11 protein-coding genes are annotated in these 16,374 nt (G+C 36.0%); 7 read left to right on the forward strand and 4 right to left on the reverse strand.

All coding sequences use genetic code 11. The features are described from left to right. Positions 1 to 344: 344 nt before the first annotated feature. The 5 genes from HNS38_RS14050 to HNS38_RS14070 all read left to right on the forward strand — a co-directional run bounded on the left by HNS38_RS14050 (position 345) and on the right by HNS38_RS14070 (position 6,292). On the forward strand, positions 345 to 821 hold the full coding sequence (locus HNS38_RS14050; RefSeq protein WP_172276118.1) for a T9SS type A sorting domain-containing protein: 477 nt from the start codon (positions 345 to 347) through the stop codon (positions 819 to 821). Next, positions 818 to 3,076 (forward strand): carbohydrate-binding domain-containing protein, encoded by a 2,259-nt coding sequence (locus HNS38_RS14055; RefSeq protein WP_172276120.1) that lies wholly within the window; start codon positions 818 to 820, stop codon positions 3,074 to 3,076. The genes HNS38_RS14050 and HNS38_RS14055 overlap by 4 nt, the downstream gene beginning before the upstream one ends. Positions 3,077 to 3,187: 111 nt before the next feature. After that, on the forward strand, positions 3,188 to 4,444 hold the full coding sequence (locus tag HNS38_RS14060) for a nitrate/nitrite transporter (RefSeq protein WP_172276122.1): 1,257 nt from the start codon (positions 3,188 to 3,190) through the stop codon (positions 4,442 to 4,444). 433 nt (positions 4,445 to 4,877) lie between these two features. Beyond that, on the forward strand, positions 4,878 to 5,450 hold the full coding sequence (locus tag HNS38_RS14065; RefSeq protein WP_172346630.1) for a Crp/Fnr family transcriptional regulator: 573 nt from the start codon (positions 4,878 to 4,880) through the stop codon (positions 5,448 to 5,450). 86 nt (positions 5,451 to 5,536) lie between these two features. Further along, positions 5,537 to 6,292 carry an acyl-CoA desaturase gene (locus HNS38_RS14070; RefSeq protein WP_172276126.1) on the forward strand — a complete coding sequence of 252 codons (756 nt, stop codon included), beginning with the start codon at positions 5,537 to 5,539 and terminating at the stop codon, positions 6,290 to 6,292. A 331-nt stretch (positions 6,293 to 6,623) separates the two neighbouring features. On the opposite strand, the gene HNS38_RS14075 is transcribed toward HNS38_RS14070, so the two are convergent. Together HNS38_RS14075 and HNS38_RS14080 are read right to left on the reverse strand one after the other, a co-directional pair. Further along, entirely contained in the window at positions 6,624 to 6,827 is a 204-nt protein-coding gene (locus tag HNS38_RS14075) for a hypothetical protein (protein ID WP_172276128.1), read from the reverse strand. Positions 6,828 to 6,840: 13 nt separating this feature from the next. Then, on the reverse strand, positions 6,841 to 10,623 hold the full coding sequence (locus HNS38_RS14080) for a T9SS type A sorting domain-containing protein (protein WP_172276130.1): 3,783 nt from the start codon (positions 10,621 to 10,623) through the stop codon (positions 6,841 to 6,843). A gap of 318 nt (positions 10,624 to 10,941) precedes the next feature. Here HNS38_RS14080 and HNS38_RS14085 point away from each other — a divergent pair, with 318 nt between their 5' ends. Together HNS38_RS14085 and HNS38_RS14090 are read left to right on the forward strand one after the other, a co-directional pair. Next, positions 10,942 to 13,257 carry a tetratricopeptide repeat protein gene (locus tag HNS38_RS14085; protein ID WP_172346631.1) on the forward strand — a complete coding sequence of 772 codons (2,316 nt, stop codon included), beginning with the start codon at positions 10,942 to 10,944 and terminating at the stop codon, positions 13,255 to 13,257. A gap of 4 nt (positions 13,258 to 13,261) precedes the next feature. Beyond that, complete coding sequence (locus HNS38_RS14090; RefSeq protein ID WP_172276134.1) at positions 13,262 to 13,990, forward strand: LytTR family DNA-binding domain-containing protein; 729 nt, start codon at positions 13,262 to 13,264, stop codon at positions 13,988 to 13,990. Between the two features lie 10 nt (positions 13,991 to 14,000). Here the strand turns inward: HNS38_RS14090 and HNS38_RS14095 are convergent, their stop codons facing one another. Both HNS38_RS14095 and HNS38_RS14100 read right to left on the reverse strand, forming a co-directional pair. Beyond that, complete coding sequence (locus HNS38_RS14095; protein ID WP_172276136.1) at positions 14,001 to 15,734, reverse strand: FAD-binding protein; 1,734 nt, start codon at positions 15,732 to 15,734, stop codon at positions 14,001 to 14,003. Then, positions 15,727 to 16,374 carry a ferric reductase-like transmembrane domain-containing protein gene (locus HNS38_RS14100; RefSeq protein WP_172276138.1) on the reverse strand — a complete coding sequence of 216 codons (648 nt, stop codon included), beginning with the start codon at positions 16,372 to 16,374 and terminating at the stop codon, positions 15,727 to 15,729. Before HNS38_RS14100 ends, HNS38_RS14095 begins: the two co-directional genes overlap by 8 nt.

A 16,374-nucleotide genomic window follows, 5' to 3' on the forward strand; every position in this document is an offset into this window, starting at 1 on the left:
GCTGTTGGGGAAATCAGGGAAAATTAAACTATAGTAATTCTTACTGATTAGTAACTAAAAAAGAAAACCTATGTACTAATTCCACTAACCGAAGCGAAGCAAACTCACTGAATTAGTTTTCACAGTTTTATTTTTAGACAAGGGTCAGCTTTTCTAGCCATTGTCTGAAATTCGCCTTAATTTGTGATAATCCGCGGACTAAATAAAAGTATGTATTTGTCCTATCAGCTTCGTTGATAAAATTGAGCTTTTCAAGGTCAAAACCATACTTTTCGTAGATTTCTTTCTGTGATTATCTGCCTAATATATACTTTTGAAAACTATTTTTTACTAAAAAAAACTTAATGAAAACCAAAACCATTTTTATAAGCCTATTTTTGAGCTTATTCTTTTTACATTCTTTTGGGCAACAAATCATTATTGAAACCAATAGTGAACAAACTATAACAGAGCATATAGCTTCAATAGATCATATAAGTTTTCCTAAGAATAACTTTGTTATCAGTAGGCTAGATCAATCGTCCAGATCTTTAAACCTAATATCTATTAAGAAATTATATTTCGACACAACAACTGCTGTGAACAGCATCAATGAACTCACTAATACATTGGAAATTTATCCAAATCCGGCAAGTGATTTTATCCAAATATTAAATGCTCCATTGGATAAAACTATATTTAGTATTTATTCATTACATGGAATAGAGGTTTTACAATCAAGCTTAAATTCCTCTTCAGATATCATTGATATTTCAAGTTTAGTTACTGGGGTTTACTTTCTTCGTATTTCCAATCAAACCTATAAATTCATTAAATTATGAGAAGACTATTTATAATCAGCTTATTAGCCCTACTCAATTTTAATTTATGGGCTCAAAATACCATGACCGTTCATACTGAGAATTATAATGATGAATACTTGATATCAGATACCGATAGCATGTATTTTAATGAAGATTCTGATGTTATTTATTTTCAACTCATTAATGATTTAGTTTCTTACTATACCGATGACATTGACAGTGTGAGTTTCGACATCAGTACCGACAACACCATATTTATTAGCTACGATCAACAATCGGTGAATATTATAAACCCAATGGAGGATTTAGGAGTAAATATTGAAGTAAATGGAGCAGATGTTACGGTAACTACCGAAGCCGATACCAAAGATATCAACTATGTTCTTTCTGGAAATACGGAGGAGGGCATGTTTAAAATATATTCCGATAAACGATTCAATTTACTGTTAAATGGAGTAGATATTTATAATTCTGATTGGCCAGCCATCAATATTCAAAGTGAAAAAAAATGTAGACTCAATTTGGTTTATGGAAGCACAAATATTTTGACCGATGGAACAGATTATGCTGCAGCCGCTGTAAATGCCAATAATGAAGAGGAGGATCAAAAAGCAACTTTATTTAGTGAAGGGGATTTAGAGTTTATTGGCGGAGGAAGTTTAACAGTCAATAGTTTGGGTTCCGATCAACATGCCATTCGAAGCGATGATGAACTCATCATCAGTGAAGGAAATATACTTATTAATTCAGCAGCCAAAGATGGATTGCATGGAAAAAATGGTTTCTTTATGTCTGGAGGAGATGTAAGTATTGAAGCTGTAGGGGGCGATGGTATAGATGCCGGAAATGATATTCTCAAAATGCTAGCTGGTGTTTTAGATATTACCAGCACTCAAAACGATGTGAAAGCCATGAAATCGGATACGAGCATGTATCTCTTAGGTGGTAGCATTCATCTCAATATACAAGGAGATCAATCTAAAGGCATATCTTCCGATTATGAATTAATCATTGATAATATGGAAATCAATATTGAAACTTCTGGAGATGCTGTCTTAGAACCTTCAGGTTCAGGATATGATGCTTCGTATTGCACAGCTATTGATGGTGGAACAGAAATCAGTATTTCTAATGCACTCATCGAAATAGAGTCGAATGGTGAGGCTGGTAGAGGATTCTCATGTGATGGAAATATGCTTATTGAAAACGCTGATATCCTCATCACTAATACTGGTGATGGTGACCTTTATACCAATGAAGATGGTGACGATGATGCCTATCATGGAACTTGTTTTAATGTAGATGGGGATATGGAAATTCTTAGTGGGAACATAGAGCTTTCTAATTCTGGCGATGGAGGAAAAGGCATTTCTATAGATGGTAACCTAAACATCGGAGATGATACTAATATTCCTAATGTAAATGTGACCACTACTGGCAGTAGTATCGTCATTCAACAAGGTGGCGGAGGAGGAGGCCCTGGTGGAGGAAGCGGAGATTATGATGAAGCTAAGGCCATCACTTGCGATAGCGAAGTAACCATCAATAACGGTGAAATCATTATTGAATCTGCCGATGACGGTATAAAAGCCGATGAAGCCATCACCATTGAAAATGGAAACCTGCAAGTATTAGGATCTGTAGAAGCATTAGAAGCTCCATATATTACAGTAAATAATGGCAATTTGGAATTGCATAGTGAAGACGATGGTTTTAATGCCACCTTTGGTGATGGTGGTGAAGGAAATGATGGTAGTTTACTACAAATCAATGGAGGTTATACCATGATAAATGCTATTGGCGGAGACGCTGTGGATAGCAATGGTGATTTTGAAATCAATGGAGGAGAATTAATAGTACATGGCCCTCAATCTGCTCCAGAAGTAGGCATGGATGTGAATGGTGATAAACTAATTGATGGTGGTTTTTTAATCATCTCAGGAACCAGTTCGAATATGACAGAAGGAGCCAGTAGCAGCTCAAATCAAAATTCTCTACTATTGAGAACCACTCAAGCCCTTAGTGCAAATACCCTAATCCACATAGAAGACAACGAAGGAAATCAAATAGTCACATTTGCTCCACTAAGAAGCTATTACTCTATTATTTTTTCATCTTCAAATTTGCAAAATGGGATAAGTTATAATGTATATACCGGTGGTACTTGCACTGGTGACGAAGAAAATGGTTTGTATCAAGGAGGAACTTTTTCTGGCGGTAGTTTAGAAACAAGTTTTACCATAAGTCAGACTGTTACCACGGTTTGGTTTTAAATCCCCAAAGCTATTTGATTTAAACAGGAGCTGTCTAAAAGTTTAGACAGACCCTGTTTCAAATAAAACAAAATCAATATATTTGAAAGCATAAAAACCTAAACGATAGCAATGAAGCAAAAAAGACCGCCATGGTATTATCTCGTTTTACTCATTTTAGCTGGTGAATCTGTTTTTGTAGTTCCTTTTATCATCGTTAGAGTATTCCGACCTGCAGTGCTAGAAGTCTTTGATTTAAGCAACCTAGAACTCGGCTATTGCTTTTCTATCCTAGGTATAATTTCATTCTTTTCCTACTTCTTTGGTGGGCCTCTTGCCGATAAATACCCTCCTAGAAAATTAATTGCCATTGCACTTTGGTTAACGGCATTTGGAGGAGTCTATTATTATCAAATCCCGGGATATACTGGATTAACAGTGCTGTATGCATATTGGGGATTTACCACTATTTTCTTGTTTTGGGCTCCCATGATTAAAGCAGCACGAGTATGGGGAGGTTCCACCTCACAAGGAAAAGCATTTGGCTTTTTAGATGGTGGTAGAGGACTAGTAGGTGCTTTATTTGGTGCGCTGGGCTTACTTATTTTTTCTTTGCTTCTGGGTGATAATATTCAAATGTCAGATGCTGAAGAAACAAGAAAAGCGCTAAAACAAGTCATCCTATACTCTTCTATTATTGTAGCTGTGGTGGGTGTTTTTGTATGGTTTTTCATGAAACTCGATCGTCAAATAGAAAAGGAAATAAGTATAGAGAAAATCCAAATCTCCCAAATCAAAGAAGTTTTACGTTTGCCTTCAGTTTGGTTATTGATGATGATTATTCTATGTGCTTATGTGGGTTATAAAGTGACCGATATTATTTCTCTCTATGCACAAGATGTCATGCTTTACGACCATGTGAAATCAGCACAAATAGGAACTTTCTTGCTTTTTATGCGCATGATCATTGGAGTTTTAGTTGGTCTTTTGTCAGATAGAATGGAAAGCACTTTTCTTGTTATCATCAGCTTTGGACTTACTCTTCTTGCCTCTTTAGCAATTGCCATGGGATTCATTACAGCATCGGTAAGCTTACTCTTTATTCTCTCCATATTGGTATTATCAACAGGGGTATATGCAGCTCGATCCTTATATTTTGCCCTTATGGAAAAGGGAAATATCCCCGTCATTCTCACAGGAACTGCTGTAGGCCTTATTTCTTTAGTTGGATATGCTCCAGATATATTTATTGGTCCTATTATGGGGCATTTGCTCGATAGTTCACCCGGTTTAAGAGGCCATCAACATGTATTTTGGATGTTAGTAGTATTTTCTTTGTTGGGTGGATTTGCTGCTTTTTTTTATTATCGGAAGTATGGTAGAAAATGAATGATAAAAGTAGGGAATGATTGAATGAAGGAAAGAGCAAAAATTCTATCATTAAAGCATTGTATCAACTGTAGAAGAAAATGAGAGAAGGATTGAATGTGAGAAGGCGAAAACTATCCTATCATTGAAACATAATCACATTTGTTGAAGAAAATGTAAGGGAATGAATGATAAAAGGAGGGGATGATTGAAGAAATAGAAAGAGTCAGTTAAACTGAACATATTTCTTTGGGCACTTTGTGAAACCCATTGGCTCCTTTGTGGTATAGCTATTTCACAAAGAAGAGAAAAATTCAATGAACAAAAGGAGTCAATCATTAATTCATTGTATCATTAAAGCATTCTATCATTAAAGTATTAAGCCATTTGAACTCATGGAGTATTGAACTGAACAAAATATCTTTATTTTTGTATCAACCCAAAGTCATAAAACATGCACAGATTAAGAACATACATAGAACAGATAGCCAAAGTTTCCGATGAAGATTGGAACTTATTCTCTTCCTGTTTGTTTCAGCAGGATTATGCAAAACGACAATTGATTTTAGAGGCTGGAAAAGTAGAAAACCATATCTCCTTTATTGAGGAGGGCATAGTAAGAGTATTTATCCCGAAAGAAGATCCAGAGAAGGAAATCACCTTTGGTTTTAGTTTTAAATATGAGTTTATTAGTGCCTACGATTCCTTTCTGAGTAGAGAACCGTCACAATATCAGTTAGAAGCACTCAGTAAGTGTAGGGTGTGGAGTATCTCCTATGAAGATTTGCAGAGAGTCTACAAGAAGACAAAGATTGGTAATCTCATCGGTAGGCTCACTGCCGAAAGGTTATTTCTGATTAAATCGAATAGAGAACAATCTCTACTGAATGAATCCACTGAGGAGAGGTATCTGAATCTATTTCATCAGCGGCCAGAGCTTTTTGAAAGTATTCCCTTGAAATATATTGCTTCCTATATTGGAATTACTCCCCAGGCTTTGAGTCGTATTCGTAAGAAATCACTTTAGTTTTTTTCCTTTGTATTCCTGAACCTAGGTTCATTGTTATTCATAACAATTCATCACATCTTTGCAAGAACAATTAATCTATAAAAATGGCTATTTTATTGTTCTTCATTGTATTATGGTATGGAGGATTGTTTTTCCAAACCTTTTTTCTGCATCGCTATGCGGCCCATCAAACCTTTATAATGTCGAGGAGGGCAGAGAAGGTGAGCTTTGTGCTGACTTGGATATTCCAAGGTTCCAGTTACTTGAGTGCTTATGGCTATGGAATTATGCACCGAATGCACCATGCCTATGCCGATACAGAGAAAGATCCACACTCTCCTAAATACGATAAAAGCCTTATGAAGATGATGTTGCGAACTAAGGATAATTACCAAGACATCAACAGGAAAGATGTTTATGTGGAAGATCAATTTCTAAAGAATGTACCACAGTGGAAATCCTTTGACCATTTTGCCAGTTCTATGTTGTCTAGAGTTTTGTGGGGAACTTTATATTTCCTGTTCTTCTTGTTTTTCGCTACGGCTTGGTGGCAATGGTTACTCCTCCCACTCGCCTTCCTCATGGCACCTATTCACGGTGCTATTATCAATTGGTTTGCTCATATTTATGGCTATGTAAATTTTAAGGTGAATGATACTTCAAAAAACCTCCTCCCTTTAGATTTTTTAATGATGGGAGAATCTTATCATAATAACCACCACAGATATAGCGGAAGATCCAATTTTGGTGGAGTAAGATGGCATGAAATAGATCCCACCTATATGATTATGAAAATGCTTCATTCCTTTAAACTCATTAAACTGAAGGAATTTAAGGGTGAAGTTGTAAGAGATATTTAGTATTTCCTTTTTCCATTCGAAGCCATTATTCAGATAAAAAAAGCCCTCTGAAGAGGACTTATATAAAAACTAAAATTGAGTTTAAAACCTGAATTCTATCATTATTAATACTTATGATAAGCCTGCTCCAAGGAGATATTAATTAAAATCAACCTTTATAGGGGGCTATATCAGATGATTTTAATAGCTATCTCAATGAATGAGTAAGGTTTTGATCACTTGAGCTTATATTTCCTTACCATGATATCAAATTTCTTGAGATCATATTTCAAAGGAGCTGTGGGTTATATGAGCTCTTAATCTATAAATTAGGCTTATATTAATATCAAAATCAGGATTTAAGCTGATAAGTTTTTCTAGCACCATATGCTGCTGCTAAAGCCATAAATACTAAGGTTCCACCACCAATGGGAGCACCTCCTCCTGGCAAAGGGCCGCCATCACCACTACCCGAACCATTTGGATCTGGTGGGTCGGCCATTAAACCTAAACCTAAGAAAACAAACAGAACTACTAATTGAAATTTGCGTATCATAATTTTATTTTTTCTACTGATGAATAAGGATTTTTCTTCTCACTGATTTTTTGTCGGATATCAATTGAAACACATAGCTTCCATGGCTTAAAGATCCTGATGAAATACTTTGCAGACTTTCTGGACTCATTTTTTGGCTCAACACCACTTGTCCGGCCATATTGTAAATGAGAACACTATGGAAATACTCCTCCGAATTATTATTGAAATAGATTTGATTTTGGGAGTGATAAATATTGAGGTCTAATTCTTCCATTTCTTCTACACTGGTAATATCTTTAAAATGCAGAACAAATCTATCATTCTCTGATTCAGTTTCATAATAGAAGGAAAAGCTTGTTTCGTTTCCGAGACTGATAAACTCCTTGTTCTTTTTATCTTCTAAGGTGACATGAACAAACTCACTAAAGCTATTTTGCATATCGAAGAACAATTCATATTCTCCAGCCTCCTCTATTTTTAATCCTAAGGAAACCAAATCAGTTTCTTTAATAGAGTTTAAAGTTTGAATGGCTTGATTTCCTCCATTTTGATTTTTAATAAAAACCTGTGGCAGGCTATTTCTTCCAAATAGTTTTCGAGCATCAAAAGCTTCATCAAAACCATTACTGGCTCCTTCTATAAACCTGATTATGGCTTCGTCGCTTTCATTGCCATTTATCAAATGAATTCGCATTTGATTTTCTATTTCCTCTTCTGATTTTAGAAATGTGGCTTCATTCACTTTTCTGATGTCATTATTATCAATCTGAAGAGATGGACTCACGCCTGTGGCCTCCACAAAAAATCCTTGCATGGCGGGAATGTATCGAGTTCCACCGTTCACCCCTGCCCCATTTACATAACTGGTATAGCTTCCTGTTTGAGGATTCCATATATAAATAGCATTGGCCAAATTGGTTTTAGTCCAGTTGGCATCGTCCCAATCAATGGTAGATGGAAATGGATTTCCAACTAAATTATAAGCATCACCATCATCGCTTAAAGAAATACTAAGCGGAGCAGATTGAGCCGTATTCAACTCCCCAGTGAACTCTATCTTCTGTCCACTAAAGCCTGAGGGAAGTTTAGCAGAATAGCCTTGCATGGTATTTAAGTCCTGGCTAAGACTGGTAAAAGGAACCCATAATTCTTGAGCGGTATTATAGGCATTCAAGTAAACTCCAGCAAAGAATTCTGCTGTAGCATTTTTAATGGGGCTTGCTATATAATGCCAATCTTCTTTTGAAGGAATATAAGTTTCAACAATGATATTGGCATCTGCTTTGGAGTTATACTCCACTGGACCATTGTCAATAAAACATGCCGAACCTGTGGCATCTGATCGTAATATTAGGTTAGCTCCAATGCTGGTGCTACCATTTACCGTAATACATCGGCCTGCACTAATAGCCACTTGTCCGGCTCCAGCACCAATAATAAAGTCGCCATCTACTTCTACATCAAAATCAAATACAGGACTACCAGAAGAGATACTAATTTCATGAATGACACCATCTCCTCCTACCATATCTTCATTGATCTGAGCATCTCCACCTATCCACATATCAGCATCTTCCTGTAAAATGACCTCAAATCCATTCACATCAAAAGAAGCAGTAAATAAAGCATATAAATCTTCTATTTCTAAGTTGGCTTGTAAAATGGTTGGGGCAGTTCTACTCACCCAAAACGAGTTTAATAAACTTAAATCTGCAGGAATATATAGTTCATCATCATCTTTACCATTATCCTCGATCACTAAACTACATTCTCCACCATTAGCATGGGGAAATAGCCTACCTTCCTCTTCTATAATTGGATTGTAAAGCGTTAACTGGCAACTTCCACTAAAACCTAAATATACATCACCATCTAATAAACTCAATTGTCCGTTAATGGTGATATAGGAGTCTAAGTAAACCTTTTCATTTCCTGGGATATCGATACTCAAATTATTTAATTGAGAAACATTTGTAGGCATAAAAAAGCTACTCACTCTTTCACCAAATAAATGCAAACTAGAACTCTGACTAAAGATTATTTTTCTTTGGCTTCCATTGATTCGTTCACCGAGGCTTAGAATATTGCTTCCAACATTTAGTTTTTTAATGTTGTCATGATAAAACATACCACCAATAGTAACATCACCTTGCATATCAGAGTTTTCTCCACAATCGTAATGAAAAGTTCCTAAATAGGTTCCGGCAGCAATATCTTGTTGCCCACTTCCATCGAATAGTGAATTCCCTCCAATAGTTAAATGCAAAATATCATCATTTATCAATTGTCCATGATTATTTAAATCTCCTAGAGCACTCAAATAACCCGTTCCGATGGTTAAGCTGGCACCTGCTTCTATGCTTAAATTTCTGGCTAAAGCAGTGGCTATATTTATCTCAGGATAATTGGGAACTGCTTGAGGAATGTGCACATCTGTCAAGCTATTTGGAATATTATTGTCGAACCAGTTAAGAGGATCGAACCAATCGGAAGATACTACTCCTATCCAATTTCCATCGAAAACATCATTGGCCATAGAATAAAAATATGCTGTTCCATCATTAGGAGTATTTCGATCTGTTTTCCAAGCTCCAATAACCACATTATCTAAACTTAAACCTACTGCAAATCCAAATTCATCGCCAATGGCCATATCACTGGCCTGAACCTCTGCTTCATCCATAGCATTATTATAATCATAGAAATATACTTTCCCTTTTGAAGCATCGAAACCTTTTGCACCAACAGCAATCATTTCATCATTCATGTCGATATCAAACCCAAAATAATCGCCTTCACTAGCATCTAATGCAAAGGTATAAACAGCATCATTCCAAATTCCTGCATCATTTTCAAAAATGGCTATCTTGCCCGAATGGTTACCATTTACATTGGAGAAGGGTGCGCCAGCTGCAATTTTTCCATCATAAATGGCAACAGAATGTCCCATATCTGAATAATTCTCAGTAGCTGCTTCTATTAACATTTCACCTTCCCAATCTAGGCCATTAAACTCATAAGCATAAACGGCACCATATTCTGTTCCTCCTTCTACTCCTCTATTTGGTGCCCCAATTGCTATAGTTGTTCCATCAATATCCACATCATATCCAAAATTGTCGCCAGAACCAATGCTATTTGCTTGTTCAGAACCCCATCCATTATCGGCTATCAGCTTGGAATGTAATTCCCAAGCTCCTCCATTGTTTTTATAAGTATAGGCAGCACCAATATTGTTTCTATCATCCACTTCACCATTAATGGGATGTTCTTCGGTTGGGTCTCCAACAACAGCCCAATTATCGGATATAGAAACCGACCAACCAAAGCTGTTTAAAACTGCAATTTCTGGAGCTAAAGCAGCTACTTTTATCCATAGCTCATCATTTGAATCATACTCGTAGATAAAAGCCATTCCATCTGGGCCAATATTACCTTGCATATCAGAATCATAGGCATAAGCTCCAACTATAATATGATCTTCGTAAATATCCACATCACAACCATAAAACAAGCCGATTGGAGAGGCCGGGTTGTTATCATAGGCGAAATAGCTGGGCTCATCGATATCTTGAAAGTGAGACCAGTTTCCATTATTGGCTTTTCTATAAATGGAAACCCTCCCCGCATTGGTATAGTCATGTCCTTGGAATTCACCCGTTTGATGCATATTACCCACCACTGCCCAATTACCATGGCTTGCTACTGCATTGGCATATTGGTGCGTACCATCAAAGCTAAACTCATCAATTTGGGAGAAAGAAGAGATGGCTGCCAATAGGATTAAGATTAGAAATAGTAATTTTAGTTTCATTATTTTGGTTTTTAAGATTATTGGTGCCAAAAGTAAGTGGACTAGAATGCGATTAAAAGTCATAAAAAGTATTCGGTGGACTAGAATGATTATTCGGTAAACAACTGAATATGAGTATGGATAAATAAATAGAGTACTCATTTTAGAAATCTGTATTATTTCAAAATTCTTTAGAAAGTAGCAAACGGTCTGTATTGACCAGTAAGTGGTCAGATCTCATTAATATTCGGTCATTTTCTGACTTAAACATAGGTGTTTTAGGTAAAATGAATCATTTAAAAGTATATTAATGACTAGAAAAATAATTAGATTTGCCCTATGAGATCTCCTATTTCCTTGTTTTTCATATTCTTGTTTTTCTTGTTTTTTCAACAGGAATCATATTCCTATGAATCGAAAAAAGATAGTCTTATTGATTTGATAAACATTTCTCATCAAAAAGAGATAGCAAGTCTCTATCATCTCTTATCAAAGGAAGAACAAGTTCCTGATAGCATTAGAAAATATGCCATACTGGCCTTAAAATTTGCCAAATTAGAGCACCAAACTTATACCATGGCTGATGCCTACAAAAGCATAGGCGCTTCATTTCATTTATCCTCCTCTTACCAAGAAGCATTAAGCTATTATGATTCGGCTTTGATGTTTTTCTCCAAAGAAAAACAAAGTAATGCCATTGCAAGAACCTATAGTAACAAAGCTGGAATTTTCATCAAATTTTACTCCCTTGATTCGGCCATTTTCAATAATGAAAAATGTAAAGAATATGCAGAACGCTTAGAGGATGTTGATTTAGAAAGAATATACTTCAGTAGAAAAGCAAATATACTATCATTACAAGGAAATCATTTGCAGTCGATAGAGGTATTAAAGGAGATGATAGAGAAGTACGAGATGAATCCCAACTCAAAATTCATCGCCCTAAAAGATATTGGAATTAACTATTTCAATTTGGGAAATATTGATTCTTCACTCTATTATTATCAGTTGGCTAAGCAATCGGGAATTTCAGAATATCCAAAGAATAAAATCATTTTGCTCAATAATAAAGCCAATGCTTATATTTTTATTGGTGACCATCAAAACTCTATAAAATGTTATCTTGAAGCCATTCGCATTGCCGATTCCATTGATTTTAAATATGGTTTAACCTTGATTAAAAGCAATCTGGCAAATTTATATTTTGAATGGGATAAATTTGATGAAGCCATATCCATTTACAAGGAAAGCCTAGACTTTTTAAAATCGAAAGGAATTTTAAGAAACTTGGCCACCAATTATGTAAATATTGGCATCAGTTATAACTCTATTCATCAGCTAGATTCCTCCATAAAATATTTGAAAATGGCAAAAGAGGCTTGTATACAGACTGATGACCAAGGATTATTGAGTACCGTTTATCATAATTTAGGTCGGATAAGCTTCTCCAAAGATCAATATCAGGAATCTATTTCCTTTTACGATCAAGCTCTTATTTCTAATCAACGTGATAATAATATCAATACCAAAGCCAATATTTATCACGATAAATCATTGTCATTGGCTAAGCTCAAACAATTTGCTAAAGCGCTGGTCTTAATAGATTCGGCTTCTATTATTTACAATAAAATTGAAAACTCACAGCAAGTAGTAGATGTGGAGCTTAGCAAAGCCATCATCCTTCAACAAAAGGGGAGCTTTAAACAGGCCAATGAACAATTATTGGTTTTTATGGATTTAAAAGATTCTGTTTTTAGCACCGAAAAATTTAAGCAAATCAGTGAGTTAGAAACCAAATATAATACCGCAGAAAAAGAAGCTCAAATACAAAAGCAAAATGCTCAACTGGTGGAGAATGAATTGGAAATTAATCAACAAAAAAACCGGGCTTTAACATACGGAATCCTATTTACTGGAGCGGTTATCGTTTTATTAATTATCTCTATTTTCCTACTCAGAATCAGACAGAAACATCAACTGATTAAATCGAAATTAGAACAAAATAGTAAAGAATTAGAAGGACGTTTACTGCGTTCTCAAATGAATCCTCATTTTATTTTTAATTCCCTCAATTCCATTCAAAGCTATATTACTTCTAATGACCAATATCATGCTGAAATGTATCTTTCAAAGTTTGCTAAACTCATGCGTAGCATACTCGAAAATTCTCGTCATGCCTTTGTAAGTATGGATCAGGATTTAGCTAATTTGATGATCTATCTAGAGCTAGAAGAATTAAGGTTCGAAGGCATCTTCACCTCAAATATTGACATTGAAGAAAACATCGATATAGAAAACACCTATATTCCACCCATGCTTATTCAGCCTTATATTGAAAATGCAATTATTCATGGATTGGTAAAAAATACTGGAAAGAAAGGTAAACTCTTGGTGAAATTTGAAGTCATAAATGCTCAATCCATTAAATGCACCATTGAAGACAATGGTATTGGTAGAGAAAAAGCTATGGAGCTGAAATCTAGAGAGATGAAACCCTATAAATCCTTAGGAATGCAAGTAACAAAGGAGAGGATGGAAGTGATATCAGAAATCAATCATGTGAATTTTGATGAGAAAATAATAGATTTAAAAGGAGAAGATGGAGTTGGACAAGGAACAAGAGTTGAGCTCATTATACCTTTTGAAAAAGATTAAAACTATGAAAGCACTAATTGTTGACGACGAAAATAAAAGCAGAAATACGCTCATGAAGTCTATTGAAAAATATGCTTCAGATATAGAAATTGTTGGAGATGCAGCCAGTGTTGTAGAGGCACTCAAAAAAATAAAAGAATTGCAACCCGATTTACTCTTCCTAGACGTTCATTTACCCGATGGCAGTGGTTTTGATATTTTAGAACTCCTCCCCAACTTACATTTCAAGATTATCTTTGTGTCTGCCTACGATAAATATGCCATTGATGCTTTTAAGTTTTCCGCCATAGATTATCTTCTAAAACCTGTGGAACCAGACCTTTTGGTACGTGCCATAGAGAAATCAAAAAAGGAAGACAAACTACAAAGTATGGAAGGCAAATTAAACGTATTACTAAGCAATCGTCAGCATATTGAAAAGATAGCCTTACCAAGCTCCAATGGCTTAGAATTGGTGAAAGTAGACGATATCATCTACTGCCAGGCCGATAGTAATTATACCCTCTTTCATTTGTCTGATGGACAAAAAATACTAGTAAGTCGCAGTTTAAAAGAATACGATGAAATACTTAGTCCGCAAGGCTTTTATAGAATACACCAATCCTATCTCATCAAACTCAGTTATGTGAAAAAGTATATCAAAGGCGAAGGCGGAATAGTAATCTTAGAAAATGGCAAAGAATTGGATGTAAGCCGAAGGAGAAAAGAGGGTTTTCTTAAAGCTGTTAATTAGAGTGTTTCATTCATTCATTGGGCCAAGAACCAAAGGCCTGTTTTTCAAATTTCATATCACCATCTTGGCCTTTATAAATATTAATCCAAGCTTGCCAGTTTTCATTATCTAAGTCGGGATAATCCAGACGGTAATGACTACAGCGACTTTCGGTTCTCATCAGAGAGGCTTTTAATTTCATTTCGGCACTAATAATCATATTAGCAGTTTCATGAGCTAGACGCAACTCATGTAAATCTGCTGCTCTTAGCATGGTCATGTGGTGATCACGCAATTCCTCTATATAGGCCAAAGCTGCTTTCATTAGGTTTTCTTTCTTAATATAAAGAATGAAGTTAGGCATCATTATACCCTGCAAAGTTTGGGTGACCCAAGCTGGACTATAACCCGATTCTCTTTTTAGAGGAGCCGTTATTTCATCATGTATCATTTGAATTTTGCTAAGCGATATGTTTTTATAATCTGCTTTTTCAGCATATAAAGCTGCCGCCTCTCCTGCAATGGCACCTTGTACCGCCGAACCAGCCAAAGAGGAGCCAATCTGTGTGTAAATAGCTCCTGCCATATAAGAACCAAGCGCATCACCTGCAGCATATAGTCCAGGAATATTCGATTCGCATTTGTCATTTATAGGTACTATACCTTCCGATTTATGTATGGCCAAACCTGCCGATGATCCTCCGACCATACTTCCTCCCATTCCAGGGGGACCTCCTTTGCCTTTTTTACCATCACGAGGTGGTGGTCCATCCTTGGGTCTTTCTCTTTGCTTTTCATTTTGGTTAAAACCTACGGGACGATAAGGACCTCCAGAAATATCCATTTTATTCATATCACCAGGGTGACTCATTTTCAAAGGATTTCCATTTACATAGGCCAGATAGTTCATATCCATTCCTAAATCGTGGTGAATACTAACCGAAGTAGTTTCCGGTTTTTTATCAAACATACCTCTCCAGCCATCATAGCATGCTGCTGCATTTTTAGATTGTCCAGCATGACCATCGTTCCACTCTTTACCAGTAACCTTGGCGCCAATATGATAAGCCATGATGGTTCCATCATGGGTTAGGTCGTTTATAGGAAAACCATTGGGTTTAAAACCACCCGCACCGGTACAAAGAATAACACTTTTTGCATTGAAGAAGTATATTTTATTCTCGTCGATACTAAATCCTGCTGCACCAGCAATTTTGCCATTTTCTTTGATAAGATGGCTTATTGTTACTCGCTCAATCACAGAGATTTCCCGATCTTGAAGAGGTTTGCTAAATGATTCATAATATAATGGCGAATTGAAGAAACCCCATTCTCTGAGCTCCTTTACTCGTGCTTGTGAATGTTCAGCAACTTGACGGGTATAAACCGAATTATTAGTGCCTAAGGCTGATTTGCCCACCGACACAACAAACTGGTCAATAGTATATTTTGATGTTTTGGCATCATATTCAAATATTCCTTTGGCAAATGGGGTTTGTCCTGAGGATCCTAAACGTCCTTTTGAAACCATCATGGTTTTTGCACCTGCATCGTGTGATTTAACAGCTGCAAATAAGCCAGCCATTCCGCTACCAATAACTAGTACATCAACATGGTAGTTTTCGCTTTCCATATCATTAGGTTGAATTTCTGCTTCATTTGCGGCCCAACCTGAGTTTATGCCCAATGAAGTGGACGCAGTGATACCCGCAGCAGCAGCTCCTAATACAGTAATAAATTCTTTACGTGATATTTTTTTAGACATGGTTATTGTTTTTTTGTGATGTTGATTTGAAAAAGTATGTTTTCATTAATAGAATCATTGCAGATAGACTTAATAGGATAAAAAGCCAAGACATGGGTTTGTTCATATGTCTGCCCATGCTTAACACATGCAAGGATGCTGCTATTATAAATGCTATTGATAAATAGCCATGAATCATTCGCCATGTTAAATAAGTTAATCGAAGTTTATATCTGAATAGGGAAGTTAAACCAATGATAAGCATAAGGATCCAGGCTGTTAAGCCTAATAATAAACCTTGTTGGTTGATATTAGACAATAGCTCTAGGAAAGCACGATTCGGACTGATTCCTGCTTCAAAATAGCGAGGCAATACGATTAGAAATGGATGTAGGAGCAACACACTTACAAAAACATATCCTAATGCCTTATGCCACTTTATTACTTTCGCCATATGATGCTCCTTTAAAATAGGCTTATTAGCCCTAGATAAAAAGAATTGCATAAGCATCATAGAAAAAGCTAAAATGGTGACTAGGGATATGGCCTCTTTAAGAAGAGAACGCCTTGGAAAATCACCTAAGCTATAAATAAGTATTGGTAAGACAATAAACACTGCAACTGCAGCTATCTGGTTGTATATTTTTATTCTGTTTTCCAT

It is taken from the genome of Lentimicrobium sp. L6, from assembly GCF_013166655.1.
Lineage (GTDB): Bacteria > Bacteroidota > Bacteroidia > Bacteroidales > UBA12170 > UBA12170.

Bases quoted from the DNA above. Each gene is read 5' to 3' on its own strand.
- HNS38_RS14085 (WP_172346631.1), top strand. From the start codon at position 10,942: ATGAGATCTCCTATTTCCTTGTTTTTCATATTCTTGTTTTTCTTGTTT.
- HNS38_RS14095 (WP_172276136.1), bottom strand. From the start codon at position 15,734: ATGTCTAAAAAAATATCACGTAAAGAATTTATTACTGTATTAGGAGCT.
- HNS38_RS14065 (WP_172346630.1), top strand. From the start codon at position 4,878: ATGCACAGATTAAGAACATACATAGAACAGATAGCCAAAGTTTCCGAT.
- HNS38_RS14060 (WP_172276122.1), top strand. From the start codon at position 3,188: ATGAAGCAAAAAAGACCGCCATGGTATTATCTCGTTTTACTCATTTTA.
- HNS38_RS14090 (WP_172276134.1), top strand. From the start codon at position 13,262: ATGAAAGCACTAATTGTTGACGACGAAAATAAAAGCAGAAATACGCTC.
- HNS38_RS14050 (WP_172276118.1), top strand. From the start codon at position 345: ATGAAAACCAAAACCATTTTTATAAGCCTATTTTTGAGCTTATTCTTT.
- HNS38_RS14100 (WP_172276138.1), bottom strand. From the start codon at position 16,374: ATGGAAAACAGAATAAAAATATACAACCAGATAGCTGCAGTTGCAGTG.
- HNS38_RS14080 (WP_172276130.1), bottom strand. From the start codon at position 10,623: ATGAAACTAAAATTACTATTTCTAATCTTAATCCTATTGGCAGCCATC.
- HNS38_RS14070 (WP_172276126.1), top strand. From the start codon at position 5,537: ATGGCTATTTTATTGTTCTTCATTGTATTATGGTATGGAGGATTGTTT.
- HNS38_RS14075 (WP_172276128.1), bottom strand. From the start codon at position 6,827: ATGATACGCAAATTTCAATTAGTAGTTCTGTTTGTTTTCTTAGGTTTA.
- HNS38_RS14055 (WP_172276120.1), top strand. From the start codon at position 818: ATGAGAAGACTATTTATAATCAGCTTATTAGCCCTACTCAATTTTAAT.